This is a genomic window from Paraburkholderia sp. WC7.3g (assembly GCF_050436345.1).
Lineage (GTDB): Bacteria > Pseudomonadota > Gammaproteobacteria > Burkholderiales > Burkholderiaceae > Paraburkholderia > Paraburkholderia podalyriae.
On sequence record NZ_JBNDMA010000004.1, the window covers coordinates 1,235,428 to 1,259,613 of the forward strand.

Annotated in this window: 16 protein-coding genes and 5 pseudogenes; 10 read left to right on the forward strand and 11 right to left on the reverse strand. The window is 59.6% G+C overall.

Annotation, left to right across the window (positions count from 1 at the left end):
- Positions 1 to 106 precede the first annotated feature (106 nt).
- Positions 107 to 1,456 carry an IS4 family transposase gene (locus OKW43_RS39215; protein ID WP_429454048.1) on the forward strand — a complete coding sequence of 450 codons (1,350 nt, stop codon included), beginning with the start codon at positions 107 to 109 and terminating at the stop codon, positions 1,454 to 1,456.
- 139 nt (positions 1,457 to 1,595) lie between these two features.
- Entirely contained in the window at positions 1,596 to 2,609 is a 1,014-nt protein-coding gene (locus OKW43_RS39220) for an IS110 family transposase (protein WP_429454050.1), read from the forward strand.
- Positions 2,610 to 3,446: 837 nt separating this feature from the next.
- On the opposite strand, the pseudogene OKW43_RS39225 reads toward OKW43_RS39220, so the two are convergent.
- The 3 genes and pseudogenes from OKW43_RS39225 to OKW43_RS39235 form a co-directional block, all read right to left on the reverse strand.
- A pseudogene (locus tag OKW43_RS39225) lies at positions 3,447 to 3,704 on the reverse strand (porin); the annotation flags it as partial.
- An 81-nt stretch (positions 3,705 to 3,785) separates the two neighbouring features.
- The gene (locus OKW43_RS39230; RefSeq protein WP_429445436.1) at positions 3,786 to 4,808 is read right to left on the reverse strand and encodes an IS30 family transposase; all 1,023 of its coding nucleotides are present in this window, start codon (positions 4,806 to 4,808) and stop codon (positions 3,786 to 3,788) included.
- Between the two features lie 173 nt (positions 4,809 to 4,981).
- Positions 4,982 to 5,533: pseudogene (locus OKW43_RS39235) on the reverse strand (ATP-binding cassette domain-containing protein); the annotation flags it as partial.
- On the opposite strand from OKW43_RS39235, the gene OKW43_RS39240 reads away from it, so the two are divergent.
- Entirely contained in the window at positions 5,456 to 5,614 is a 159-nt protein-coding gene (locus tag OKW43_RS39240) for a hypothetical protein (RefSeq protein ID WP_429452109.1), read from the forward strand. The pseudogene OKW43_RS39235 and the gene OKW43_RS39240 sit on opposite strands and share 78 nt — an antisense overlap.
- Before the next feature lie 15 nt (positions 5,615 to 5,629).
- Here OKW43_RS39240 and OKW43_RS39245 read toward each other — a convergent pair.
- A pseudogene (locus tag OKW43_RS39245) lies at positions 5,630 to 6,956 on the reverse strand (MFS transporter).
- A 153-nt stretch (positions 6,957 to 7,109) separates the two neighbouring features.
- Positions 7,110 to 8,069 (reverse strand): MBL fold metallo-hydrolase, encoded by a 960-nt coding sequence (locus tag OKW43_RS39250; RefSeq protein ID WP_187639616.1) that lies wholly within the window; start codon positions 8,067 to 8,069, stop codon positions 7,110 to 7,112.
- Between the two features lie 242 nt (positions 8,070 to 8,311).
- On the opposite strand from OKW43_RS39250, the pseudogene OKW43_RS39255 reads away from it, so the two are divergent.
- Both OKW43_RS39255 and OKW43_RS39260 read left to right on the forward strand, forming a co-directional pair.
- Positions 8,312 to 9,035: pseudogene (locus tag OKW43_RS39255) on the forward strand (IclR family transcriptional regulator); the annotation flags it as partial.
- A 51-nt stretch (positions 9,036 to 9,086) separates the two neighbouring features.
- Positions 9,087 to 9,941 carry an IclR family transcriptional regulator gene (locus OKW43_RS39260; protein WP_429454052.1) on the forward strand — a complete coding sequence of 285 codons (855 nt, stop codon included), beginning with the start codon at positions 9,087 to 9,089 and terminating at the stop codon, positions 9,939 to 9,941.
- 76 nt (positions 9,942 to 10,017) lie between these two features.
- Here OKW43_RS39260 and maiA read toward each other — a convergent pair whose 3' ends face one another.
- From maiA to OKW43_RS39285, 5 genes and pseudogenes are all read right to left on the reverse strand, one after another.
- Positions 10,018 to 10,701 (reverse strand): maleylacetoacetate isomerase, encoded by a 684-nt coding sequence (maiA, locus tag OKW43_RS39265; protein WP_429452100.1) that lies wholly within the window; start codon positions 10,699 to 10,701, stop codon positions 10,018 to 10,020.
- A pseudogene (gene fahA, locus OKW43_RS39270) lies at positions 10,698 to 12,004 on the reverse strand (fumarylacetoacetase). The gene maiA and the pseudogene fahA overlap by 4 nt, the downstream one beginning before the upstream one ends.
- Positions 12,001 to 13,335 (reverse strand): homogentisate 1,2-dioxygenase, encoded by a 1,335-nt coding sequence (gene hmgA / locus OKW43_RS39275; RefSeq protein ID WP_429454054.1) that lies wholly within the window; start codon positions 13,333 to 13,335, stop codon positions 12,001 to 12,003. Before hmgA ends, fahA begins: the two are co-directional and overlap by 4 nt.
- A gap of 30 nt (positions 13,336 to 13,365) precedes the next feature.
- Positions 13,366 to 13,596 carry a DUF2783 domain-containing protein gene (locus OKW43_RS39280; RefSeq protein ID WP_187638462.1) on the reverse strand — a complete coding sequence of 77 codons (231 nt, stop codon included), beginning with the start codon at positions 13,594 to 13,596 and terminating at the stop codon, positions 13,366 to 13,368.
- 5 nt (positions 13,597 to 13,601) lie between these two features.
- Entirely contained in the window at positions 13,602 to 15,293 is a 1,692-nt protein-coding gene (locus OKW43_RS39285; RefSeq protein WP_429454057.1) for an FAD-dependent oxidoreductase, read from the reverse strand.
- A gap of 182 nt (positions 15,294 to 15,475) precedes the next feature.
- Here OKW43_RS39285 and OKW43_RS39290 point away from each other — a divergent pair, with 182 nt between their 5' ends.
- Positions 15,476 to 15,685 carry a hypothetical protein gene (locus tag OKW43_RS39290; RefSeq protein ID WP_429454059.1) on the forward strand — a complete coding sequence of 70 codons (210 nt, stop codon included), beginning with the start codon at positions 15,476 to 15,478 and terminating at the stop codon, positions 15,683 to 15,685.
- An 814-nt stretch (positions 15,686 to 16,499) separates the two neighbouring features.
- On the opposite strand, the gene OKW43_RS39295 is transcribed toward OKW43_RS39290, so the two are convergent.
- Positions 16,500 to 17,246, reverse strand: coding sequence for a TetR/AcrR family transcriptional regulator (locus tag OKW43_RS39295; protein ID WP_429454061.1), 747 nt, complete (start codon positions 17,244 to 17,246; stop codon positions 16,500 to 16,502).
- 1,003 nt (positions 17,247 to 18,249) lie between these two features.
- Between OKW43_RS39295 and OKW43_RS39300 the strand changes: the two genes are divergently transcribed.
- The 4 genes from OKW43_RS39300 (at position 18,250) to OKW43_RS39315 (ending at position 24,134) form a co-directional block, all read left to right on the forward strand.
- Positions 18,250 to 19,692 (forward strand): APC family permease, encoded by a 1,443-nt coding sequence (locus OKW43_RS39300; protein WP_187638459.1) that lies wholly within the window; start codon positions 18,250 to 18,252, stop codon positions 19,690 to 19,692.
- Complete coding sequence (locus OKW43_RS39305; RefSeq protein WP_429454063.1) at positions 19,682 to 20,422, forward strand: response regulator transcription factor; 741 nt, start codon at positions 19,682 to 19,684, stop codon at positions 20,420 to 20,422. The genes OKW43_RS39300 and OKW43_RS39305 overlap by 11 nt, the downstream gene beginning before the upstream one ends.
- A gap of 453 nt (positions 20,423 to 20,875) precedes the next feature.
- Entirely contained in the window at positions 20,876 to 22,237 is a 1,362-nt protein-coding gene (locus OKW43_RS39310) for a DUF1329 domain-containing protein (protein ID WP_187638457.1), read from the forward strand.
- 73 nt (positions 22,238 to 22,310) lie between these two features.
- Positions 22,311 to 24,134, forward strand: a complete 1,824-nt coding sequence (locus OKW43_RS39315; protein WP_429454065.1) for a DUF1302 domain-containing protein — start codon at positions 22,311 to 22,313, stop codon at positions 24,132 to 24,134.
- Positions 24,135 to 24,186: the final 52 nt, after the last annotated feature.

Genomic DNA, 24,186 nt, shown 5'->3' on the forward strand with positions numbered 1-24,186 from the left:
GATTACCCATAAGTCGCTCGCGACTGTGCGATTGAAGGGCGATGGCTTGTAAACGGTAACGACCGATGTTAACTTTGATCCGGTTCGTGATCTGTGATGCCGGGCATTGTCGGACACCTCTGACCTTGATGATTGGGCAAATGAAGAGTTTGGCGCCGCCGAGCTCGGCGACGCTCGCCTGACCAGACGGCTCGTGACGCTGGCACGCAAGCTTTCGGTGGGCCCACATTGCTCTTTTCCGCAGTCGTTCAATGGTTCGGAGCTGAAGGCGGCATATCGTTTTTTCGACAACCCGCACGTGGATGTCGATGGCGTGCTGGGTGCGCACATCGGTCAAACGCTGTGTCGTATGCAACAGGTGCCAGTCGTCCTTGCTGTTCAGGACACCACCGAGTTCAATTTGTCTCATCTGCGGGCAACCGAAGGTCTGGGGTACGGCTCCGATCCACACGTGCGTGGTTTCCTGATACACAGTCTGCTTGCGCTCACGCCAGAGGGGCTGCCACTCGGGCTGATCGGGATGAAGACCTGGATACGTAGGCACGAGGAGTTGGGCAAGAAACATCTGCGCGGGCAACGAACCGTACAACAAAAAGAGAGCGCGAAATGGCTCGAAGGCATCGAGCAACTGGGCGTACTCAAGGCGCACTGTCCGTGCACGCATGTCATTGGCGTGAGCGACCGTGAAGGCGATGTCTATGATGTGTTCCTGGCGCAGCGACCTGCCGGCGTCGACTGGTTGGTGCGCGCGTCGTGGAACCGACGCGTTGCTCACCCCGATCGATATTTGTGGGAAACCGTGCTGGCCTCGCCAGTGCTTGGAGAGGCCCAACTGCAGGTGCCTGCACGCGAAAACCGCCCCGCACGCACCGCACGGCTGGTTGTGCGCTGCATGCCCGTACGCCTTCGTCCGCCACAAAATCGTCGTCGCGAGAAGCTTCCCGAAATTGAAGTGTTTGCAATTCATGCACAGGAAACGAACTTGGACGAAGGAGCAGAGCCATTGGAATGGCTTCTACTGACTTCGGTGCCTACACAAACGCACGCTCAGGCCCTTGAGCGTCTGGCATGGTATGCGCGCCGATGGACGATTGAATCGTGGCATCGTGTGCTTAAAAGTGGCTGTCGCATTGAAGCCCGCCAATTTGGCAATCTCGATCGATTCGTCCGCGCCACCGCATTGTTCGCCGTCGTAAGCTGGAGAATCCTGTACTCCATGTTGCTTGCCAGGCTTGATGGCAATCTGCCATGCGAAGTATTGCTGCAGCCAATCGAGTGGCGAGCCCTCTACTGTCGTACGCATGGCAGTACTGAAATACCGGATAAACCGCCATCACTGGCGCAGGTAATCTTGTGGATCGCCAGACTCGGCGGATATCTCGCTCGAAAGCATGATGTCCACCTGGTCCTACCGTCATCTGGCGTGGATTTCTTGTCCTGCACGAAGTCACGATGATGTACCGAATATTCAGGCAAAACGAATAGCACCATCACATTACTTGAAAATCATCTAGCGGGCCTCCGGCCGCTGCCCTGAAGGGCAGCGGGGTTAAAGTGAGTGTGCCCAATCACCCTACCCGAACGGGAGGCCCGAAATGAAATATTGCGGCATTGACCTGCATTCGACAAATAGCGTGATAAGCGTGACAGACGAGACGGACCGGGTAGTCGCCGAGAAGCGGCTACCCAACGAACTGTCAGGAATTCTCGCGTTTCTCGCGTCCTGCCAGCCGGACCTCGCCGGCGTCGTAATCGAATCGACGTACAACTGGTACTGGCTCGTCGACGGTCTTCAGGCAGAGGGCTTCACGGTTCATCTTGCGCACACGACGGCGATCAAGCAATACGAGGGGCTCAAGCATAGCGGTGACGAGACGGACGCGCGTTACCTGGCCCACCTGTTGCGACTGGGCATCGTGCCCACGGGCACAATTCTGCCCCCCGAAGCGCGTAACGTGCGGGACCTGGCCCGCAGGCGTATGCAACTGGTGCGCAACCGCACCAGCCACATCCTCGCGGTAGAAAACGTTACTGCGCGTCAGCTCGGCAAACGCATCACGAGCAACCAGGTCCGTCGGCTAGACGACGAAGCAATCAACCTGATGGGACTGCCCGAGGACGTCGCACTCGCGGTTCGTGCAAACGTTGCGGTCATCGCAACGCTCTGCACGCAGATCGATGTCCTCGAAAAACGTCTTCAGGAAAAAGTCACACCGAACCCCGCCCGCGCACTGCTGGCAACCGTGCCTGGCATCGGACGGATTCTTGCAACCGTCATCCTGCTGGAGGTCGGCCCGATTGAGCGCTTCGCCAGCGCCGGCAACTTCGCCTCCTACGCGCGCTGCGTGGATAGCCAACGCATGAGCAACGGAAAGAAGAAAGGCGAAGGCAATGTCAGGAACGGCAATCCGTACCTGTGCTGGGCGTTCGTCGAGGCAGCGAACTTCGCCCAGCGCTACTGTCCTGAAGCCCGGCGATTTTACGAACGCAAGAAGGCCCGAACCAACTCCATCGTGGCGCGCAAGGCGCTGGCCCACAAACTGGCCCGTGCATGCTTCCATATTCTGAAGGAGCACAAACCGTTTGATGTCACACGCTGCTTTACATAAAGGTTGATGACGGCGACCGGCAAGCCCCAATTACCCACTGGCCTCAAAGCCCATCCAATTTGAATGGGATGTCGTGCCGCCGTCCCCGATGAGCACTTTAAAAGCGGACCGCCTGCAGTGCGAACCAGCTACCGATTGGCGCCCCCGGGGCAGCCCCTGCACTTGTGCAACCACATGGACGCACTGCGGTACCAACGTTCTTCTGGGGCGGAATGAAGCCGCCAGGGCGACGGCAGGTTGCATCGCCGCTCGCCTGATCCACATGGGTGTGTGGCGCGATCCGTCGCAGCCACCAGTTGAAGAAACGGATGCGCCCGGCTGCTGCGATCGGGAACTGGAAGGTTGAGACTGGCCGCTATCGCGGCCAGGTAGTTTGCTGCTCGCTTGACACCGGCCCGCTAATGGGTGTGGGTAATCCTGAGCACAAGACCTGGAGGCTGTTACCCATCGGCGCCGGAACCATAGGAGGGGGGTTCATCTGCCGCCCGCTGCAGTCATGGTCAGACTGCTGTTTGTCATTGGGTTAAGGAGGGGACGCCAACATGCGCCCGTCTCAACTCGCAGGGTGCACTGGAAAATCAAATTACAACACGGCATCGCCATGGTCAGCAAGGCGCGCAGCAGAAGTCAAGCATCAGCGTACACCTTGGACACCCCGGCGTCACACAGATGTCGGCTCTGAATTCTTAGCTTGAAGAACTCAGACGTGCAGGTTGAAGGCCAAACAGACGTATTCTGTCGAATTCAGGGAGCAGGCGCTGGCGAAGGTCGCAGGGACGGTTGCCGCGGAACTGAATGTGAACGTATTAACCTTGAGGAAGTTCCGACGTATGCCTAACGGCCGAACATCAGCCCGCCTTGCTCGAGGCGACCATTGTTGACATTGAAGCCGTTCTCCAGTTTGAAAATCGCGCTCAGCCCGCTGCCAAGATCCTCTGTTCCTTTAAGACCCCAGCGGCTACCTTGAGCGTAGCCGCTCCGGAGTTCATACACCTTCGAACCTGCGACATTGTTGGTGTAATCGAAGTCTTCATCAATCAGACCGTAAAGCGTCGCAGTAGATTGAGCGAATACCGGCGTTGCGATAGTGGAAATAAAAAGTACAGCAAGTGTGCTTTTTTCATTAAAGTCTCCGAATATTAGAAGGCGGTTTCAAAGGTGAAGCGCAACAGCGGGTTAATGAACGGAAGCTGAAGTTATGGAAGCGGTTGCGAGCATACGTTCGAACACCTCGAATGGCGAATGAAATGCATGCGTAGCACGCGGTCGGCTGTTGAGGCTGTCGGCGATGGCATCGAGTTCGTCCTGGCTGTAGATCGAGAGGTCGGTGCCTTTTGGCAAGTACTGACGCAGCAGCCCGTTGGTGTTCTCACAGGTGCCGCGTTGCCAGGGGCTGTGCGGATCGCAGAAGTACACGCGCACGCCGGTGGCGGCGCTGAGCTCCTGATGGCGGGTCATTTCCTTGCCCTGGTCGTAAGTGAAGCTCTGGCGCAGGGGCGCAGCGATCGAATTCAGCTTCGCAGTGAAGCCGGCCAGGGCCGAGGCGGCGGTGGCGTCGTCCATCTTCGCCAGCAGCACCAGGCGACTGGTGCGCTCAACCAGCACGCCGACGGAAGACTGGTTGCCGGCACCCTTGATAAAGTCGCCTTCCCAATGGCCTGGCATCACCCGGTCATCGACCTCAGGCGGGCGCACATGGATGCTCACCATGTCGGGGATCTGGCCGCGCCGGTCAGTGCCCCGCTTGCGTGACATACGCGTGCTGTGGCCGTGGCGCAGACAGGCGATAAGCTGGCGGCGCAGCTCGCCGCGTGGCTGGGCATAGATGGCGGTGTAGATGGTCTCGTGCGAGACATGCTGGGTCGGATCGTTGGGCCACATGCGCTTGAGGGTACCTGAGATCTGCTGGGGCGACCACTTCCATTCCAGCAGGGTGAGTACCACGCGCCACGACACGCTTTGAGGGTGCAGCTTGGGACACGGGCGCGCAGCCTCGCGTCGGCTCGTGCTGAGCGCCTGCGCTGGTGCAGACGCATAGCCCACGGCAGAACACGTGTTCCTGGTCAGCTCGCGGCTCACGGTTGACGCCGCGCGCCCGAGTGTTCGGGCGATGACCTGAACGCTCGAACCCTGCTGCTTCATGCTTGCAATCGTCATGCGTTCTTCAGGCTGCAGTTGTTGGTAACTTCTTTTTTGCATTGGCACACCTTACACGAGCAAGGTGTTGCACTTCAAATTTGATCGCGCCGAATATAACTACGTGAAAACTTCTTTATCGACGGACCGAATTAACCGCGTATGATCCGTATCTGATCTATCAGCATTACTGATGAAAAATCAGACGTCGCCGGCAGTTTTCTCACGGTCGCGGGCTACTTCAGGCTCCCAGAGAGAAACTGCCCGAGTCGTTCGCTGCACGGCTTAGTCAATACTTCCTCAGGAAGCCCCTCTTCCTCGGTGCGTCCTTGATGAAGAAACACCACATGATTCGATACATTGCGGGCAAACCCCATTTCATGCGTAACCACAATCATTGTGCGTCCTTCGTCTGCGAGCTTTTGCATTACCTTGAGAACTTCACCTACCAGCTCCGGGTCGAGTGCAGATGTTGGTTCATCGAACAGCATGACGTCAGGGTTCATCGCCAATGCGCGCGCAATCGCGACACGTTGCTGCTGCCCTCCCGAGAGATGCGACGGATACTGCTTCTCCACGCGCGGCGCGAGTCCGACTTTCTCCAGGTATTCACGCGCGCGCTCTTCCGCCTCGCGACGTGGCAGCCCGAGCACATGTACCGGCGCTTCAACAATGTTCTCGAGAACGTTCACATGCGCCCAGAGATTGAAATGCTGGAACACCATCGAGAGTTTCTTCCGGATACGCTGCAGCTGCTTCGGGTCCGCGACGTCGAGATAGCCGAGCTTGCCGATGAAACCGACAAGCTTGCGAAACAGATATCGACAAAGGCGAAAGTCGTGCGTGGCGTCATTGCTGGGGACGCCTGAGCGCGGCCAGATGACTTAAGCCTTCACCGCATCGGCCTTGATGCCGACCATCAACGCCAGCCCGCTCAGCACCAGCAAACCTGCGAGAAGGTAGACCGCGAGATCCATGCTGCCCGTACTCGTGCGAATCTGGCCGATCACCCACGGGCTGACGATGCCGCTCGTGATCCCGATGCTGCTGATAAACGCAATGCCGGATGCCGCAGCCTTGCCGGAAAGATGGCTCGTCGGCACGGACCAGAAGATCGGCAGTGCGGCGAAGATCAATACGGCGGCAAGCGACAGAATCGCCAGCATCGTGGGAAAGCTGTTCAGATGCAGCGTCAGTGCCGCCAGCGCCAGCCCGCCGCCGATCGTGCAAAACGCAAAGTGCTTGCGCCGCTCGCCCGTGCGATCGGAACGACGCGCAATCAACATCAGACCGATCGCGCCGATCGCATTCGGCACGACGGTATAGAGACTCACCGACACGACATCCTTGATGCCGAAATCGCGGATCATCAGCGGCATCCAGAAGTTCAACGTGAGCGACGCACAGGTCAGCGAGAAGTAAACGAACGCGAACAGATAGACGCGCGGATTGAGCAGCGCCGCCGCGAAACTGCGACCGTCGTGCTTGCTGTCCTCCGCCTGGCCTTGCGCGCAGAGTGCAACGAGCCGGTCCTTTTCTTCGTGGGTGAGCCAGTTCGCGTGGTGCGGCTTGTCCACCAGGTAACGCCACGTGAGAAACGCGAGGATCACGGCGGGTGCGCCTTCGATTGCGAACATCCATTGCCAGCCGAACAGTCCCATCACGCCGTTCATGTCGCGCATGATCCAGCCGGAAAACAGACCGCCCAGCACGCCCGCTACCGCGACGCCCGCAAAGAACACGGACATCACCGCCGCGCGACGATTCGCGCGGAAACCAGTAGGTCAGATACAGCACGATGCCGGGGAAGAAGCCGGCCTCGAACACGCCGAGCATGAATCGCAGGATATAGAAGTGCGCGGGCTTCGATACGAACATCATGCACATCGACGCGATGCCCCACAGCAGCATGATGCGCATGAAGGTCTTACGTGCGCCGTATCGGGCGAGCAGGATGTTGCTCGGCACTTCGCATAGCACATAGCCGACGTAGAACACGGCTGCGCCAAGCCCATACATGGCATCGCTGAAGCTGAGATCGTGCTTCATCTGCAATTGCGCAAAACCGATATTGATGCGGTCCAGAAAAGACACGACATAACAGAGAAACAGAAACGGAATGATGCGCCACGCGACCTTCTGAAACATCAGGTGATCGGCCGTGACAGGGGCGACTTGCCGAATGGCGTCGCCATCGAGGGAATGTTGCATGTCTCGCTCCATATGCGTTGCGCGTCTGACTGGAGACGAGCAAGCCCGAGGCGTCTGTGCGCCTTCATGTTCTGAACGGTGAAAGGCCGGACGGCCTTTCCAGGTGTGCTTCGTGCGATCAGTGCGCAGCGCGTGCCGCGCCCTGTTTCGCGATCAGTCCTGCAGCGCGGCCCACATTTCCTTGTCGCGCTGCGCGGTCCAGATACGCGGATGCGTGATGCCGCTCGCTTCGTCATACGCGCGCGAAACGTCGAACGGCAGGCAGTGTTCGTAGATGAACACCTGGCCGAACTTCGGGTCCATCGCCCTGCGCGTGAGCGCCATCGCGCCCTTCAGGTCGAGCTTGTCCTTGAATGCGTCATGGCCTGCCTGCAACAGCGTGGTGACGAAGTCTTTCGTGTAGTCGAGGCCCTTGTTCACGTCAGCCGGATTGAGCAGCGCGGGGCCGCGTCCCGGCACGAGCTTGTCTGCATTCAGCGCGCGCAATGCCTCGAGCGTCGCGGGCCATTGTTCGAGTTGCGCGTCGCCGCAATAGCAGGCCGCGTCGTATTCGACCAGATCGCCGGAGAACAGCACTTTCTGCGATGGCAACCAGACGACCGTATCGCCCTTGGTGTGGCCCGAGCCGAGATGCGCGATGCGCACTTCGAGCTTGCCGAGGAAAAGCGTCATTTCCTTTTCGAACACGAGAGTCGGCCAGGTCAGACCGGGAACGGTTTCGACGCCAGCAAACAGACGCGGAAAGCGCTCGATTTCGGATTTCATATCGGCTTCGCCGCGCTCGACGATCATTTCATAGGTGCCGCGGCTCGCGATCACCTGCTGCGCGCCTTCATCGAAATACGCCGACGCGCCGAGCACGCGCACCGCGTGATAGTGCGACAGCACGACATATTTGATCGGCTTGTCGGTGACGCTGCGGATCTTCGCGATCAGGTCTTGCGCCATCGCGGGCGTGGCAGTCGTATCGACGATCAGCACGCCATCGTCGCCAATGATGACGCCTGAATTCGGGTCGCCTTCCGCCGTGTACGCATATGCGTTCTCGGACAGTTGGGTCCATGTGATTTTCTTTTCTTCCAGGTCGGCCTGGGATGCAAAAGCCTTTGCCATGTCTGTCTCCGTTATGCGACTCGTTGGGGATGAGCTATGGTCGTCGTCATGCGAAAGTTTGTCAATAGCAAAGCACCTTGCCTTTAACTAAACTAGGGTAAACTCCGTAGATTGGGGGTTGGGGCTCAATCGGATACCATCTATCCCTTCCATCGCGAGGCACCGAATTGGTCAAATCCGCATCGGGCGAAAGTCCGGGTCACACGACGGCTGACGCGTCGGTCGAGAGGAAGCAACGGGGCATTCAAAGCGTCGAGGTAGGCGGGCGTCTGCTCCAAGCGCTGGCACGGCATCGCGTCCCGCTCGGGCTGACCGAACTGGCGGGCGAGGCACAACTGTCTTCCGCGCAGGCTCACACGTATCTGGTGAGCCTGACGCGTCTTGGCCTCGTCAAGCGCGACGCGCTGACGGGCAATTACGAGCCAGGCCCGTTGTCGTTGCGCCTCGGGCTCATGCATATCGAACAGCAACCGGTGTACCGGATCGCCGCGCCGTACGCGGCAGCGCTTGCCCAGCAAGTCGGCTTCAGCGTGGCGATCTGTGTGGCGGGCGCGCAAGGGCCGACCATCGTGCGATACGAGCGCGGCGGTTTTCCGCTGCATGTGAATCTGCATATCGGCACGGTGATGTCGCTCGAAGCCACGTCCACGGGCCGCATCTTCTGTGCGTTTTACGCGCACGAGCAGGTCCGCCAGATGGCGCGCAGTCAGGCGCTCGCGCCCGATGCATCGTCGCCGGGTAACAGCGCGGCCAGGACGCCGGTGGTTGATGCGCAATGGTTCAAACGCTTCGACGCCATCCGCGCGCGCGGGATCGAGCGCGGCGTCGACGCGCCGAGTCCGGGCGTCAGCAGCCTGAGTGTGCCCGTGTTCGACGCGCAGCAGCGAATGCAGCTTGCGTTGACGGCAATCGGTTCTTCGGGATCGATCGACGTCGGCTGGAACGGCGACGTGGCTCGCCAGTTAATCGAAACCACCCGGCAAGTCACCGAAGCGCTCGTCACCTCGAATTGAAACCATGCACACCGACACTCCGGACACGTCCGGTTTTAACGTAACCCAAACCAGCGATCCGAAAGCGCAACGCGGCATCAGCGCGCTCGACAGCACGGGCGAACTGTTGCTCGCGCTGGTTTCCGCGGGTCGCCCGCTGTCGCTGCGCGATCTGGCCGCCGCCGCCGATATGCCCGCCGCCAAGGCGTTCCCACACCTGGTGAGTTTGCTCAAGGTGGGTCTGCTCAGTCGCGACGACGCGGGCTATTTCAATGCGGGGCCGCTCAGCATGGAGCTAGGTCTGATCGCATTGCAGCGGATGTCGCCGATACGCGACGCCGAACCCGAGATCGTCACCTTGGCCGCCGAGTCGGGGATGAGCGTCGCGGTCGCGATTCTCGGACCGCTCGGGCCGACCGTAATCCGCTTCGAAGAATCCGCGCGACCGCAGCACGTCAGCTTGCGGGTTGGAACGGTGATGTCGCTCGTGAATACGGCGATCGGGCGGGTGTTTGCCGCGTACCTCTCCGACGACGTGCTGATCGGCCTGCTGGCGCAGGAATCGATCCGGCTGGCGGGCGCGAATCCGGCCGACGTGGTGGTATCTGCGAAAAAAGCCGCGCCGTCGTTGACGCACACTTATCAGGCGCGACGCACGAAGGTCATGGCAGACGGCATCGACAATGCGCTCGATGCGCCGGTGCCGGGTATCGGTACGCTGGCCGCGCCCGTATTCGATCACACCGGCAGCATTGCCCTCGTGGTCGCGTTGATCGGACCATCGGGCAGCTTCGACCACAGTTTCGACGGCGCGACCGCGCAAAAACTGCTCGCGGCGACGCGCCGGCTGTCGTGGCGCTTTGGCTGGATCGGCGGCTGACTTTGCGACTCTGCGATCGACCCTGCAATTGACTCCGCGACCGGCTGTGCGGCTGATGCCGACGCGCGGCGCGGGGTTAAGCGGAGCGGGGCGGCGGCTCCGCATCGGGTTGCATGGACGGCTCGGCGGCTGCGAAAGCGGGAAGGCTCATCGCGTGACCGGCGATCCTGACTATCGTCGGATAGGCGTCGAGCGGCACGTCGAAGCGCCGCGCGTTCCAGACCTGCGGCACGATGCAGAGGTCGGCGAGCGTCGGCGTATCGCCGAACACGAGCGTGCCGACGCGCGGATCGACCGACAGCCGCTTCTCCAGCGAAGCGAAGCCAAGATCGATCCAGTGCCGATACCACGCGCTCTTCTGCTCGTCCGTGATACCGAGCGTGCCGCTCAGATACTTCAGCACGCGCAGGTTATTCACCGGATGAATGTCGCACGCCACCTGCAACGCCACGGAGCGCACATACGCGCGATCCAGCGCCAGGCGAGGCAACAGCGGCGGCTCCGGATATACCTCGTCCAGATAGTCGATGATCGCAAGCGATTGCGTGAGCACATGCGTCTGATCGCCAACGCTATGCGTCAGCGACGGTACGAGCCCCTCGGGATTGATCGCACGATATGCGGGCTTCAGATGCTCGCCGCCGTCGCGCACCAGATGGACCGGCGACTGATCGAACGGAATCGCTTTCAACGCCAGCGCGATCCGCACCCGATACGACGCCGAGCTGCGGAAATAGCCATGCAGCGTGGGATCGCTCACGCAAGCTCCGGCGCGGGCAGGATCTTCCCAGAACATGTGCCGAAGCCGACGCGATAGCCGTCGCCCTGGCACCATCCGCGTATCGCCACTTCGTCGCCGTCCTGGAGGAACGCGCGCGTGTTGCCGGAAGGCAGCGCGAGCGGGCGCTGGCCGTTCCACGTCGATTCCAGCAGCGAGCCGCACGAATCCGGCGTCGCGCCGCTGATCGTTCCCGAGCCCATCAGGTCGCCGACCCGAAGGTTGCAGCCGGAAGCGGTGTGATGCGCGAGTTGCTGCGCCATCGTCCAGTACATGTATTTGAAGTTGGTGCGGCAAATCGTAGACGTCTCGCGTTCGCCCGCGCCGTGCAGATCGACTTCAAGTTGAATATCGAAGCCGTGTCTTCCCGCGTGACGTAGATACGGTAGCGGCTGCGGCGACTGTTCCGGCTGTGCGCAGCGGAATGGGTCGAGCGCGTCGAGCGTCACGATCCACGGCGAAATCGTGGTGGCAAAGCCTTTCGAATGAACGGTCCGAGCGGCACGTATTCCCACTGCTGGATGTCGCGGGCGCTCCAGTCGTTGAGCAGCACCATGCCGAAGATATGCGCCTCAGCCTGTTCGCACGCAACCGGCTCGCCGAGCGTCGTATTCGTGCCGACGATAAAACCCGTCTCCAGTTCGATATCGAGCTTGCGGCACGCGCTGTAAATCGGGCGATCGCTATCGGGCGTCTTGATCTGGCCGTTGGGTCGCCTGACGGGCGTTTCGCTGACGACCACCGACGACGCGCGGCCGTTATAACCAATCGGGATTTCGAGCCAGTTAGGCAGAAGGGCGTTCTTCGGATCGCGGAACATCGAGCCGACGTTGGTCGCATGTTCCTTCGACGAATAGAAATCCGTATAGCCCGGAATCTCGACGGGCAGATGCATCCGGGCATCGGCTTGCGCGACCAGCGCCTTCTCGCGCAGCGAAGCGTCGTCGCGCAACGAGGCCGTGTTCGCATCGAGCAGCGACGACAGCTGCGCGCGCACTGCGCGCCACTGCGCCTGTCCGGGCGCGATAAAGCGGTTCAGCGACGCACACGCGAACACGTCGCGGCCCGGTGTCAGCAGCCCGTTATCCGCAAGCGCGGCGAGATCGACGATGCGATCGCCAATCGCGACACCGACACGCGGCGTCGCATTGTTGCTGTCACTGAACACGCCGAACGGCAGGTTCTGGATCGGAAAGTCGCTGGCTGGATCGTTTGCAGATTCGACCCAGCTTTTACGGCGCGGATCGTTTGCCGCTTGCCACGTCATCGAAGTGGGGTTCGTCATGCTTGCGTCTCCAGCTTGAAGTTTTTCCGCAGACCTTGCCAGCATTCGAAATACTCGGCCTGCAATTGCGAGGTTTCCAGTGCGAACGCAGTCGGGCGAATCACGCGCGGCGTCTCGAACATGAATGCGAGCGTGTTGTCCACCTTATGCGGTTGGGTCGTGTCCGATGCCGATGCTTTGCGGAACGTCTCCGCATCCGGCCCATGCCCGGACATGCAGTTATGCAGACTCGCACCGCCCGGCACGAAGCCTTCTTCCTTTGCGTCGTACGCGCCGTGCACGAGTCCCATGAACTCGCTTGCGACATTGCGATGGAACCAGGGTGGGCGGAACGTATTTTCCGCGACCAGCCAGCGCGGCGGGAAAATCACGAACTCGAGCGAGTGCACGCCTTCCGTATCGCTCGGCGATTGCAGCACGAGGAAGATGGACGGATCGGGATGGTCGTAGCTGATCGAGCCGATCGTATTGAAGTGCCGCAAATCGTATTTGTACGGCGCATAGTTGCCATGCCACGCCACCACATCGAGCGGCGAATGCCCGATATCCGCGCGCCACAGATGACCGTCGAATTTGGCGACCAGTTCGAACCGGCCTTCGCGATCTTCGAAAGCCGCATGAGGCGTCAGGAAGTCGCGCGGATTCGCGAGGCCGTTGGAGCCTATCGGTCCCAGGTCCGGCAGCGCGAGCAACGCGCCGAAGTTTTCGCATACGTAGCCGCGCGCCTCGCCATCCGGCAGCGCAACCGAAAAACGTACGCCGCGCGGAATCACCGCAATCTCGAACGGCTCGACATCGAGTACGCCGAGTTCGGTCGCAATCGTCAGGCGGCCTTGCTGCGGCACGATCAGGAATTCGCCGTCGGCGGAATAGAAGAAGCGCTCATGCATCGATGCGGTGGCTGCGTACAGATGAATCGCGCAGCCGCTCATCGACGCCACCGATCCATTGCCCGCCATCGTCACCAGCGAATCGACGAAGTCCACCGGACCATCGGGCATCGGCAGCGGGTCCCAACGCAACTGGTTGGGCGGCGTCGTCGGCACCGTCGAAAAGTCGCCAACCAGCCGGTCGTTCGACAGCCGCATGAACGGCTTGTGAACGGCGGCCGGACGAATCCGGTAGAGCCACGAACGGCGGTTGTGTGCACGCGGCGCGGTGAACGCGGTGCCCGACAACTGCTCGGCATACAGCCCTCTTTCGACCTGCTGAGGCGAGTTCCGGCCCACGGGCAGCACGCCCGGCAAGGCTTCGGTGGCGAACTCGTTGCCAAATCCGGACTGGTATCGGTTGTCCGGCACCCGTGTCAGTCCATGTGTGTTTTCCGGCATCTGCTTCTCCGTGGAACGGGAAATGTTGGATCAGTTCGGCTGTTGCGGCACGGCGTCGTTATCGGGCGCGGCGTCTGCGCGGGCGATGGCGAGCGCCGTGGCCAGCACGCTGGCATCGCCGATATGGTTGGCGAGCAGCAGCACCAGCTTCGCGTTCATGAAATGACTTTGTTCGTCGGTCAGACCGTTGTGCGCGTCGATCAGTTTTTCGTAGAACGCGTCAGGGTCGGCGATATTGGTTTCGATATTCAGCGTGGTCATGATGGTCATCCGTTGCACGTAGCGCGATTGACGGCTTTCGCGACCGATCCGATGTCGAACGCGCGCCAGCGTGCGCAGACATGCTGATCGGGTCGCAGCAGATAGAAGGTGCCGGGACGCGCATCGAAGCGATGCGTGACGATGCCCTCGACGTCTTCGACCACGGTGATGCCAGGCATACCCGGCAAGGCCGTCGCCGCAGCGCCGCGCGGCACGACGATCACCGTGCGCACCGGAACCGCGAGCCGGGCGAGCGCGGCAAGCTGTTCGGCACACGCCGAAAGATCGTCTCCATGGCCGCAGAAATGCACGCCCGTAAAGCCGCCGTGGCCCGTCTGGTTGAGGAACCACGCGTCGTCGCCTTGCACCTTCACGGGCGCGTCCGTGCAGACCGCGCCGGGCACCATCGTGCAGGAGAACGCGGCGTCGGCGGCGTCGGGCGTGTTCAGCGTCGAGTCGCGCAACACGGCGGGAATCGACAGTCGCCCGCTATTGACGATGCGTCGCGCGAACGGGCAGTCTTTCGAGAGCTTGAGCGTCGCATCGCGGAACATCCGCGAGATCGCGCTTTTTGGCGTGATGAAGTCCGTTGCGCGTGACGAGTTCAGGATGTTTTCATCGGCCGCGTATTCGCGCTCCGATGCATAGGTGTCGAGCAATGAAGGCGGCGCGTCGCCGTTGACCACCAGCCGCAACTTCCACGCAAGGTTGTCGGCGTCCTGCACGCCGCTATTCGCGCCGCGCGCGCCGAACGGCGACACACCATGCGCCGAATCGCCCGCGAACAGCACGCGGCCATGCCGGAAACTGTCCATCCGTAAACACGAAAACGTGTAGACGCTGACCCATTCGAGTTCGAACTCCGTGTCTTCGCCCAGCAATGCCTTCACGCGCGGAATCACTTTCTCCGGCTGCTTTTCCGCAACCGGGTCGGCGTCCCAGCCGAGCTGGAAATCGATGCGCCAGACGTTGTCGGGCTGACGATGCAGCAACACCGACTGATTGCGGTGAAACGGCGGATCGAACCAGAACCAGCGCTCGGTCGGAAACGGCGCCTTCATCTTCACGTCGGCGATCAGGAAGCGGTCCTTGAACGTACGGCCACGACTATCGAGACCGAGCGCCTTGCGCACCGCGCTGCGCGAGCCATCGGCGGCAATCACGTATTGCGCGCGCATCGGGTAGACGCCGTCGGGGGTTTCGACCTGCAATTCGACATAGCCGTCGTGCTGCGTCAGACCGATGACGTTGCTTTTCCAGCGCATCTGCAGATTGGCCGTCTGCCGTGCGCGCCCGGCCAGATAGCCTTCGACGTAGTACTGCTGCAAGTTGATGAAGGCGGGGCGGGCGTGGCCCGTTTCGGGCAGCAGATTGAACGTGTAGATCAGTTCGTCCTGCAGGAACACCTTGCCGACGTTCCAGCTCACGCCTTTGTCCACCATCTGCGCGCCGCAGCCGAGGCGGTCGAAAATTTCCAGCGTCCGCTTGGCGAAACAGATGGCGCGCGAGCCGCTCGACAGTGTGTCGTCGTTATCGACGAGCACGGTACGCACGCCCTGCTGCGCCAGATCGATCGCGGCGCTCAGCCCGACAGGGCCCGCTCCGATCACGACGACCGGATAGGTAGCGGGCGTCGCGGCGTCGTGGTCGGCGGCTCGCTCGTAGTCGAACCGCATCGTTTGATAATCGATCTGCATCGTGTCTCCGTGTGCTGCGGGTCAGTCGTATTAATCTATAGCAAGTAACATTGCTCCTTGCTAATGTTTGTCATTCTATGCAGCTTTTGATCGGGACGAATCTGTGTTTACCCTGATGCGGGTGGTGAAGACGGGCCGACGGAGTCGCGGAACGGTCGGGTCGCGCCTTGAAAGGCGATGCCATGCTGGCCGTGGAGAGCGAAGAAGCTGGCGAAGTCATACACCACGCCGGATGGATCGCGAGTGCGACCGTGATGCAGCGCAGTGCGTTCATGCAGGGAAAGACGGGGCGAGTTAGCGACGCGAAGGGAACAGAACGCGAGCGGAAGGCGCTTCCGGGCGCGGCGCAGACCACCAGGGTCCTACCGGAGGGTCGGCCGGAATTCGTGTGATTTTCGCCAAAGTGCCATCAAGCAGCTGATTCGAAAGGAAAATGAGTGTCATCTCGCCACTTCCTGCCGTCGCGCCCGAAAGGTACGGCTACTTCTGGCCCCTTGGAAAACAAGCTCAGGGGGCGGTACACGCTGGACTTCTTGCACAGTCCGGACAGCGGACAGCGCAAAGCCGATAGATGAAATCTACTTACGGATTGGTCATCACTCTGCGAGCAAAACAGAAGGGGCTTGTCGCATGACGAAGCGTCTGCGTTGACATACCCTTGCCGCGTCGGGCACGGCTGCGAGACTCGCGAACGAACTCACGACGACGATCGCGCCGCAGCTGTCGATCAGCATCGGCGGCGCTTCACGCATGATGAGGAACGCGAGGGCGAGATTGACGCGGCACGTGCTGCGCCGCAGTCGTCGCCTGGTCTCCGAGCGCGGCGACGCCTAGGCCGGCGGCTTTGGGCTATCGCGGCGTCGAGCCGGTTGTGACGCTGCAAGATCCGCCCGAGCGCCGAGCGGACCTGCACCGCGTCGGCTGCATCGGCGACTACTGCGATGGCGCCAGTCACAGTCGCCATCACCTCGAGCGGCGCCTCGCGCCGGCCGAGCATGTAGACGTGCGCGCCTTCGCTGCGCATAGGTGCTGCCGTGGCCGCGCCGGTTGCGGTTCCAGCGCTTGTGAGCGAGCGCGACGCGACCGTCGAAGCGCGGCCTCATTTACGGCACCGTCGTCGTTACAGAGGTCGCCGAAGAACTCCGGTTTATTCCGTCCCTCGAAAGTAGCCTTGTGACGAGGTTAGCTGGCAACCGCCGCGAAGCGTCAAGGCCTTATTGGTCGGGCCTTTTGAACATTGCTGCGCGAACTCTCCGCCCGAGCGAGAGCCAGAATAGCTCGGACCGCCTCGTCCTCGATTCCTCTAACATCAGAGGGAAAGCGGTTCCTCTGGGGAATCAAGATGAGCAGGCCTTCAATTTGGCAGGTTATTAGCGCTGCGCGGCACGAAAGCTCCGATGGCAGCAAGTCCGGGTTTACGGCTTCGACGAAGGTACGAATCATCCGTCGTTGTACAGCGTAAGCCTCGTCCATAATCTCGCGGGCAAAATCCTGGGTTTGGGCGAGCGCCCACATGTTGATGAACAGGCTCTGCGTGCGAGGTTGTTTGTCGTCCTCGATCAGCAGTCGGACAATCTTTTCCAATCGTTCCTCGGCGGTGAGCGAGGTATCCTGGCTAATGCTGTCGTTCGTTTCAGCGTATTCTGTTATCGTCTGCCTCATGAGTGCGGCAAACAAAGCCTCCCGGGTTGGAAAGTAGTGCTGCAAGTTGGAGAGGGCTATGCCCGCGTTCAATGCAACCTTCCGCATAGTTAGTCCGCCATAACCCTCCGCGACGAAAATATCGGTCGCGCATTTCAAGATGCGCACTACGGCATTGCGCCCCCGCTCGGTCAATGCTCGTTTTCCGTTTTCGGCACCCGAGTCAATGCGCGCCCGTGCTTGAGTCACTGTATCGAATGGCGCTCGTCGCGTCTGTAACGGACCCTCGCCAGGAAACGTTTTGTTGGCCATGGTTTAATTGCGGCACACTCAAATAGGTTATTGCCGACTAGTTGGTCTCAAAAACCCATTGTCGGTCATGCGACCGCGTCTGTGCAAGACCCACTCCATGGCGTCAGGCTCATCGCGGGCTGTTCCAGGCGTGGCGGGTATATGCACCAGTTGCCATCATCGTGACGGAAGAAAAACATGGCTACTGGCCCTGCTGGCCTCGATGCCTCAATGCATACATACCGCTCCCGGGTTAACCGCCTGTTTCTGAACTTCGCAACCTTGACGCGTTCGCCCTCGCAGGGGGCGAGCCAGTAGTCGACCATCTGACGCAATGACTTTCCGGTGCTAGCCATGAACTTCTCCTTCGCTCTTCACTGTACTTCCGCAGCGGCCTGACGCCGATTGACGCCGTCTGACCGGCGCGCCGTCACTCCTTTCTGCAGCGTCTTCGCGGCGCCACATCGGTTCGAATGCATATCACCGGAAAAGCGACTACTCGGTCGCAGCATCCACTCCAGCACGGACCGCCCGTCCGCCAAATGAGTATATGTCACATGACCTAGTTTGCAAAGCAGATCGGCTATAGGGAGGTACGAAACAGGCAGTCTGGCCGCTCTCATGCGCTTCCCCCAATTGCCTCCGCAGAGAGGAACGAAACCCGGAACGGCTTTCCCATTGCGTGCGTAGCCGATGGGGGAGCCGGATGCAGTGCGCTCGGCTAGGTGCTTCCACTTACTTGCTGTTGGTTTATTGCCGGGCTATAAAAGGTAACTAGGTCGGATGACATGATTTAGGCGGTGCAGTTGAGACATCATCGATGGCATCTGTGTCGTCGTTGAACCGGCCCATTGTGTTTCTGGCGTACTACGCTGTCTATCGGACCGCCGCTGAAGGAGCGATCCAGAAGTAGAGGCAAACCGGAACCATGGCTGTGTCGCGTATTTCGGCCAAAGAACCGTCTTGCATTCACAGATATGTATTCTGAAAGTCATGACTAATAGGGATGTAGGAGAGGAACGCTATGAAGACTGAGGCTGGCGAGGAGCATGCGCTGCGCAAGGACGCGCTGGGATTGACGTCGATTGTGTTTTTAGTGATTGCAACAAATGGCCCGTTGACGGCCCTCGTCGGTGCGGTGCCGGTGAGCATTGCTATGGGCAATGGTGCGGGTGTCCCTGGATCGTTCATTATTGCCGGAGCCGTCTATCTGCTTTTCAGTGTCGGCTACGCGGCAATGAGCCGTCATGTCAGGAACGCGGGTGCCTTTTACGCCTATATTGCTGCGGGTCTAGGCAGACCGGCGGGGGTAGGCGGAGCGTTCCTCGCTTTGCTCGCATACAACGCTATTCAGCTCGCCTGCTACGCGATGGTGGGGTTCTTTCTGAGTCAATGGCTTCATGACCATGTAGGCGCAGCCGTGCCATGGTGGCTCAGTGCGGCTGGTACAGCGCTCGTGGTCCACTATTTTGGCTATCGTAATGTAGAGTTCAGCGGGCGATTTTTGTGCCTTCTGATGCTGTGCGAGATCGCCATCATCCTGATCTTTGATGCTGCGGTAGTGCTGAATGGCGGCGGCCCGAAGGGTTTTCCGCTTGCATCGTTTGCGCCGTCCATCGTGTTGACCAGCGGCTTTGGGCCTTCGTTGGTGTTTGTCATCGGCTCGTACATGGGCTTTGAGACCACCGCAATCTATTCGGAAGAGGCGAAGAATCCTCTGAAGACGATTCCGAGAGCGACCTACGCTGCGATCACGTTGATCATGGTCCTCTACGCAGTTTCGGTCTGGATGATCATCGCCGCCTATGGTCCCGAAGCCGCGCTGGTTCAAGCTGAAAAAGATCCCGGCAATATGTGGTTCGCAATGACATCCAGACTGGTCGGGGCGTGGGCTGCTGACGCGATGGGCATGCTGATGATAACGAGTCTTCTCGCGGCCCTCATCAGTTTTCATAACACGATCTCGCGATATTTCTTTTCACTGGCGCGTGAGGGCATTATCTGGAGCGCATTGGCGAGGACCCATGCCGTGCAGCAGACGCCTTTCGTGGCGAGCATCGTACAGACCGTAAGCGGGCTGGCTTTTATCGTTGCCTGCGGTCTTGGCGGAGTTGATCCATTGCAGGGGCTCTTGCCGTGGTCGAGCGTCGTGGCATCCGTAGGCATCGTCGCTGTGCAGGGCTTCGCCTCATTAGCCGTCGTGGGTTTCTTCTGGAAGAACGGGCGTGGTGTTTCCCTTTGGCAGCGTACCATTGCCCCGGCGATGGCATCCGTCGGGCTGTTCCTGTGCCTGTGGCAAATCATGGTCCATGTGGACTTGCTGAGCGGCAGCAAATCGATTTGGTCGGAACTGGTGCCGTGGGCGACGCTTGGCGTGGGAGCCGCTGGTGCGGGCTTCGCCGTCTGGCTCAGAAGTGCACGCCCGACCCTGTATAACAGACTTGGACGACTGCTAAATGAAGTGTGATCAGAACTTGGAGTGTCGCCCCACGGATCGCTTCCGCTCGGAACGTCCCCTGGTCGGTGCGCGTTTTGTCGACGAGACGATGGAGTTTGTGGCAACGATGACGCGTGTCCGAGCGCTGGCGTTCTACGTCGTCGAGGAACGGACGGAAAGCTGCAAATTTCGCCGCCTGGATGTCCCGGAAGCATTTCATCGCGAATACAAGGCTGGCATGTGCGAGTTCGACCCTTTCGAATATCATCGGCTGCAGAGTGAGACGGCTCGTGCTGCGTTGTTGAGTCAGACCGTCGCACAAATCACTACGCCAGAAAATCAGCACTACGTACGTTTTTTGAAGGCACACGGTTTCGAAGACGTCGTTGAGACTGCCTTCCGGAGCGACACGCGACTTCTTGGAGGGATCAGTCTGTTGCTCGGTCGCGACCAGGACTGCTCGCAGGTTGCCGCCGTTGTGGACTCAATGCACCAGTATATTGAGTACAACCTGCGCGGTTTCACTGGGCGGAGCAGGTCGGAATTGCGACAGGACTTGTCCAAGGAGTTTGCACTGTCTCGCCGGGAACTCGACGTCGTAGAGCTCCTGATATCAGGCCAGACAAACTGTAGCATCGCCGATTCGCTTCACATCAGTGTTGCGACCGTGAAATCGCATGTTCTCAAGATATACGAGAAAGTGGGCGTGCCGAATCGCGCCAGCCTCGTATCGATGATCGCAGAGTACGAAGGGCATTGATCTCAGTGCCAGGACGCCTGGGTGTGCCGGCAGATATTCTGCCGACACACCCAGGCTGTTTTTATCCTCGAGAATATGAAATAGGGAGCGCTGGCTGCTGGGCCGGGCTTATGCAGCCCAGGTTGGCCTCGGGAAACTAAGCACGCGACGAACGCGACAGTTATGTGGCAACAATTGGAGCCATTAGCGATTCGTCAGTTAATCAGTACAACTAACCGAGCGCCAGCGTGGCGCCGGCGACTTCACTTTCTACTGCGACGCATACCGCACACGCCCAAAGTGATCAACCGCCCATATCGGGGTTATCCATAGGACCTGGAGCCCGTCAAATCATCCCTTCGGTTGATCGCGGCGACAATTTAGGCTGCTGAGAATTGCCTCAACTGGTCATGAATCAACGGGTCGCCCGATTGTCATGCCCAGCATCAAGTTTCTCTTGGAGAGGGGTCGGCGATGCACTTCTATATCAAACCCGCGCTGGCAATCGTATGCAGCGCTGTCATTGTGGCGGCTTGGGCGCAGGGTGCCGGAAGCCAGACCGTAACCGGGGCGGAACGGGGGGCCAGCAAGGATGGCCAGATCCCTGTTTATGGGGGCGTTCAGGCAACGCCGACGGGCTGGTCGCCGGGCAAACCGCGGGGCGACTACTCGCCGTACAAGTCGGAAAAGCCACTGTTCTCAATCACGGCTGACAACGTTGCGCAGTATGCAGACAAGCTGTCGCCGGGGCAACTCGCTCTGTTCAAGCAGATCAAGGGCTACCGCATGGAGGTCTACCCAACGCATCGCGACTGCGGATACCCCGACTGGGTTCAGGACAACATCAAAAAGAATGCTGGTGAGGCAAAGCTCGATGCGAGCGGTAATCATCTTCAAAATGCCGTACTGCCAGGAGTGCCTTTTCCGGCGGCAAAGACCGGCCAGCAGGCAATCTGGAATTACCTGACGCGTTATCGAGGTGTGGGCATCCAGTGGAACAAACTTAATACGCTTGTTTCGCCGCGCCCCGGAAGCTCCGACTGGATCGATGTGGTCAGCCACCAGACCCTGTACTTCCCTTGGGGCAAGAAGGGGTCAAATGCGGTGCAGGCCGATGGAGCGCTGTTCTCGATCTACTTCGCCTACGAGTCGCCAGCCGCACTCGCGGGGCAGGGTCTCGTGCAGACTTTCAATTTTGCCAACAATGAAGCTCCGACCTACTACTACTTCTCCGGACAGCGCCGTGTGCGCCGTATGCCGTCATACGACTACGACGCCCCGCAAATCGGGTTCGAAAATCAGTACACGGTTGACGAACCATGGCTCTTTAACGGTGATATCGACCGTTTCGACTGGAAGCTCGCAGGAAAGAAAGAGATGTACGTCCCGTACAACGACTTTGGGATGTATGACTTCAAGAAGAGTGTGGGTGATGTGTACAAGCAGGACTCGGTCGACCCGTCGGCCCGCCGCTATGAGTTGCATCGCGTGTACGTCCTCGAGGCCGTGCTCAAGCCGAATATGCGGCACGTGTCGCAGAAGAAGGTCGTTTACCTTGACGAAGATACCTATCTGGCGCTCGCGGGGGAAGACTATGACGGACAGGGCAAGCTTTGGAAGGCAAAGGAAGGCTATCCCATTCCCGTCTGGGAGTTGGGTGGAACGTGCGATGTCGAACCTTTCGTCCAGTACAACGTGACGTCTGGACGATATGTCGCCGATCAGGGTGTCATTGGTGCGGGAAGTGACGTGCGTTACGTCGAGCAGTCGACCGATCCAAAGTTCAGTTCCGATTTCTACACAGCAGAGAACCTGCGGTCTATTAGCGAACGGTAGGCCGCAAGCGTTGAGATGAGCGTGCGCCTGACAGACGCACGCCCTCCGCAAAAACCACAAATGGGGATCAGGGATGAAAAGGGTAGGGGTAGGCGCGTCAATATCACTGGCGATGCTCGGTACAGTAACGGGTAATGCGTACGGCTACGACTTTACTACCGGTTTTGGGGACCTTACGGGTTCGTGGGTAACCAACCTGACCGCCGGTGCTGCCATTCGTACAAAAAGTCCAAGCTGTTCGCTGACGGGCGATCCGAATGCGTACGGGTGCGGTGCTGCAGCCAACGTTGATCAATGGTCTTTTGGTGATAATGGCAACCTGAACTACCGGAAGGGCCAGCCATTCAGCACGTATATCAGCGCCACGAGCGAGTTGTTGCTGACGATGCCGAGCGAAGGCTACAAGTTAATGGTCCGTGGCACGGGAATGTACGACTTCATCGTACATGATACTGCGCGGACACCTCTATCGAGCACCGCATTGGCACAGGTCGAATATCCGGTACGCCTGCTTGACCTTTGGGTCGAAAAGGATTTCACAGTTGGTGGCCAAGCTGCCCACGTGCGCTTCGGTAATCAGGTGATTAACTGGGGCGAGAGCTATTTTGCACAAGGTGGCATCAACGCCACCAATGCTGTCGACATCCAGACGTTGCTGATACCTGGCGCGCAGATCAAGCAGGCGCTGATACCGGCTCCGATGTTGAGCTTTGCGACCGGGCTTGGACATGGATTCAGTACGGAAGGCTATTATCAGTTCCAGTGGAACGGAAACCGCTATCCTCCGGTCGGCTCGTATTGGTCTGTCGCCGACAACTTCGGACGTGGCGCGGAGCCGGCCACCGTTAATTCGAACAATTTTAACGTCGGCGGGCTCGATGCTGGTACGATCGCCGGGCCGCAGAGCGGAAACTCGACAACCCTTGCCGGGATCAATCAGGGGCTGGTTAACGGGCAGTTCGCGGGTCCGCCCTACAACTCGATCGGCATTCCCGTATCGACAGTGTTACCGACCAACACCAGGCCGCAGTTCGGTGTGAAGCTTGGCTACAAGCCGAAGAGCATTGACGTTAACTTTGGCTTTTACTACGAAAACTACACCGACAAGTCACCGGTACTTTCGACGCTGGCAAATGGTTCCAGCCAGTGGTCGTACCTTCACAGTCGCCAGCTTTTCGGCGTGAGCGCAAATTTTGCGCTCGGAGATTGGGCAATCGGCACCGAGCTGTCGTACCGCCCCCACGATGCTGTGGCACTTTCCGGCTGCTTCGGGGCGAACGGACCGCTCGATGCCAATACCAACGCTGTGAGCGGTGCTAATTGCGCGCAATGGGCCGACAGGAAGAAGCTTCAATATGACATCAACGGCCAGCTCAGTCTTACGCAAAGCGAGTATCCGTTCCTCAAGCTGATTCATGCCGACATGGCGGTGCTGACGGCTGAACTGACCTGGATCTATTACCCAGGTCTGAGCTCGAGCGGCGTGACGAGCACGATCAATGGCCAGAGCGTGACTCAGGTGCCGGCGGCCGGCTACTTCGCATGGCTGAATAACGGTTCGAGCCTTGGCTATCCGATCATCGCGGCACAGGGTACAGCGAGTTCAATCGGCGCGACCGTCGACTTCAACTGGACCTATGACGGCACGTTGATTCGTGGTTGGCAGGTGACTCCAGGCATCACATTCTCCGATGCTCTCTACGGTTATACGCCTACGTTTATCGCCAACTACATGCAGGGGGCGAAGTCAGTCAACGTCTACGTTCTGTTTAACCAGAACCCTGCCGTCTGGCAGGCTGGCATTAACTACACAGCCTTCTTCGGAGGACACAATACAGTGGGCCAACCATTTGCGGATCGAAATTTTGTCGGCGTGTTCGCCACTCGCAACTTCTGACATGTAGGGATTGTAATACGACGCGCCGTTGTGCGCGCCGCGACCTTTGAAG

What these genes read in the sequence shown, in the direction of transcription:
- OKW43_RS39220 (WP_429454050.1), top strand. Translation starts at nt 1,596, where the DNA reads ATGAAATATTGCGGCATTGACCTGCATTCGACAAATAGCGTGATAAGC.
- OKW43_RS39230 (WP_429445436.1), bottom strand. Translation starts at nt 4,808, where the DNA reads ATGCAAAAAAGAAGTTACCAACAACTGCAGCCTGAAGAACGCATGACG.
- OKW43_RS39240 (WP_429452109.1), top strand. Translation starts at nt 5,456, where the DNA reads ATGCTGGAACACCATCGAGAGTTTCTTCCGGATACGCTGCAGCTGCTT.
- OKW43_RS39250 (WP_187639616.1), bottom strand. Translation starts at nt 8,069, where the DNA reads ATGGCAAAGGCTTTTGCATCCCAGGCCGACCTGGAAGAAAAGAAAATC.
- OKW43_RS39260 (WP_429454052.1), top strand. Translation starts at nt 9,087, where the DNA reads ATGCACACCGACACTCCGGACACGTCCGGTTTTAACGTAACCCAAACC.
- hmgA (WP_429454054.1), bottom strand. Translation starts at nt 13,335, where the DNA reads ATGCCGGAAAACACACATGGACTGACACGGGTGCCGGACAACCGATAC.
- OKW43_RS39280 (WP_187638462.1), bottom strand. Translation starts at nt 13,596, where the DNA reads ATGACCACGCTGAATATCGAAACCAATATCGCCGACCCTGACGCGTTC.
- OKW43_RS39285 (WP_429454057.1), bottom strand. Translation starts at nt 15,293, where the DNA reads ATGCAGATCGATTATCAAACGATGCGGTTCGACTACGAGCGAGCCGCC.
- OKW43_RS39290 (WP_429454059.1), top strand. Translation starts at nt 15,476, where the DNA reads ATGCTGGCCGTGGAGAGCGAAGAAGCTGGCGAAGTCATACACCACGCC.
- OKW43_RS39295 (WP_429454061.1), bottom strand. Translation starts at nt 17,246, where the DNA reads ATGGCCAACAAAACGTTTCCTGGCGAGGGTCCGTTACAGACGCGACGA.
- OKW43_RS39300 (WP_187638459.1), top strand. Translation starts at nt 18,250, where the DNA reads ATGAAGACTGAGGCTGGCGAGGAGCATGCGCTGCGCAAGGACGCGCTG.
- OKW43_RS39305 (WP_429454063.1), top strand. Translation starts at nt 19,682, where the DNA reads ATGAAGTGTGATCAGAACTTGGAGTGTCGCCCCACGGATCGCTTCCGC.
- OKW43_RS39310 (WP_187638457.1), top strand. Translation starts at nt 20,876, where the DNA reads ATGCACTTCTATATCAAACCCGCGCTGGCAATCGTATGCAGCGCTGTC.
- OKW43_RS39315 (WP_429454065.1), top strand. Translation starts at nt 22,311, where the DNA reads ATGAAAAGGGTAGGGGTAGGCGCGTCAATATCACTGGCGATGCTCGGT.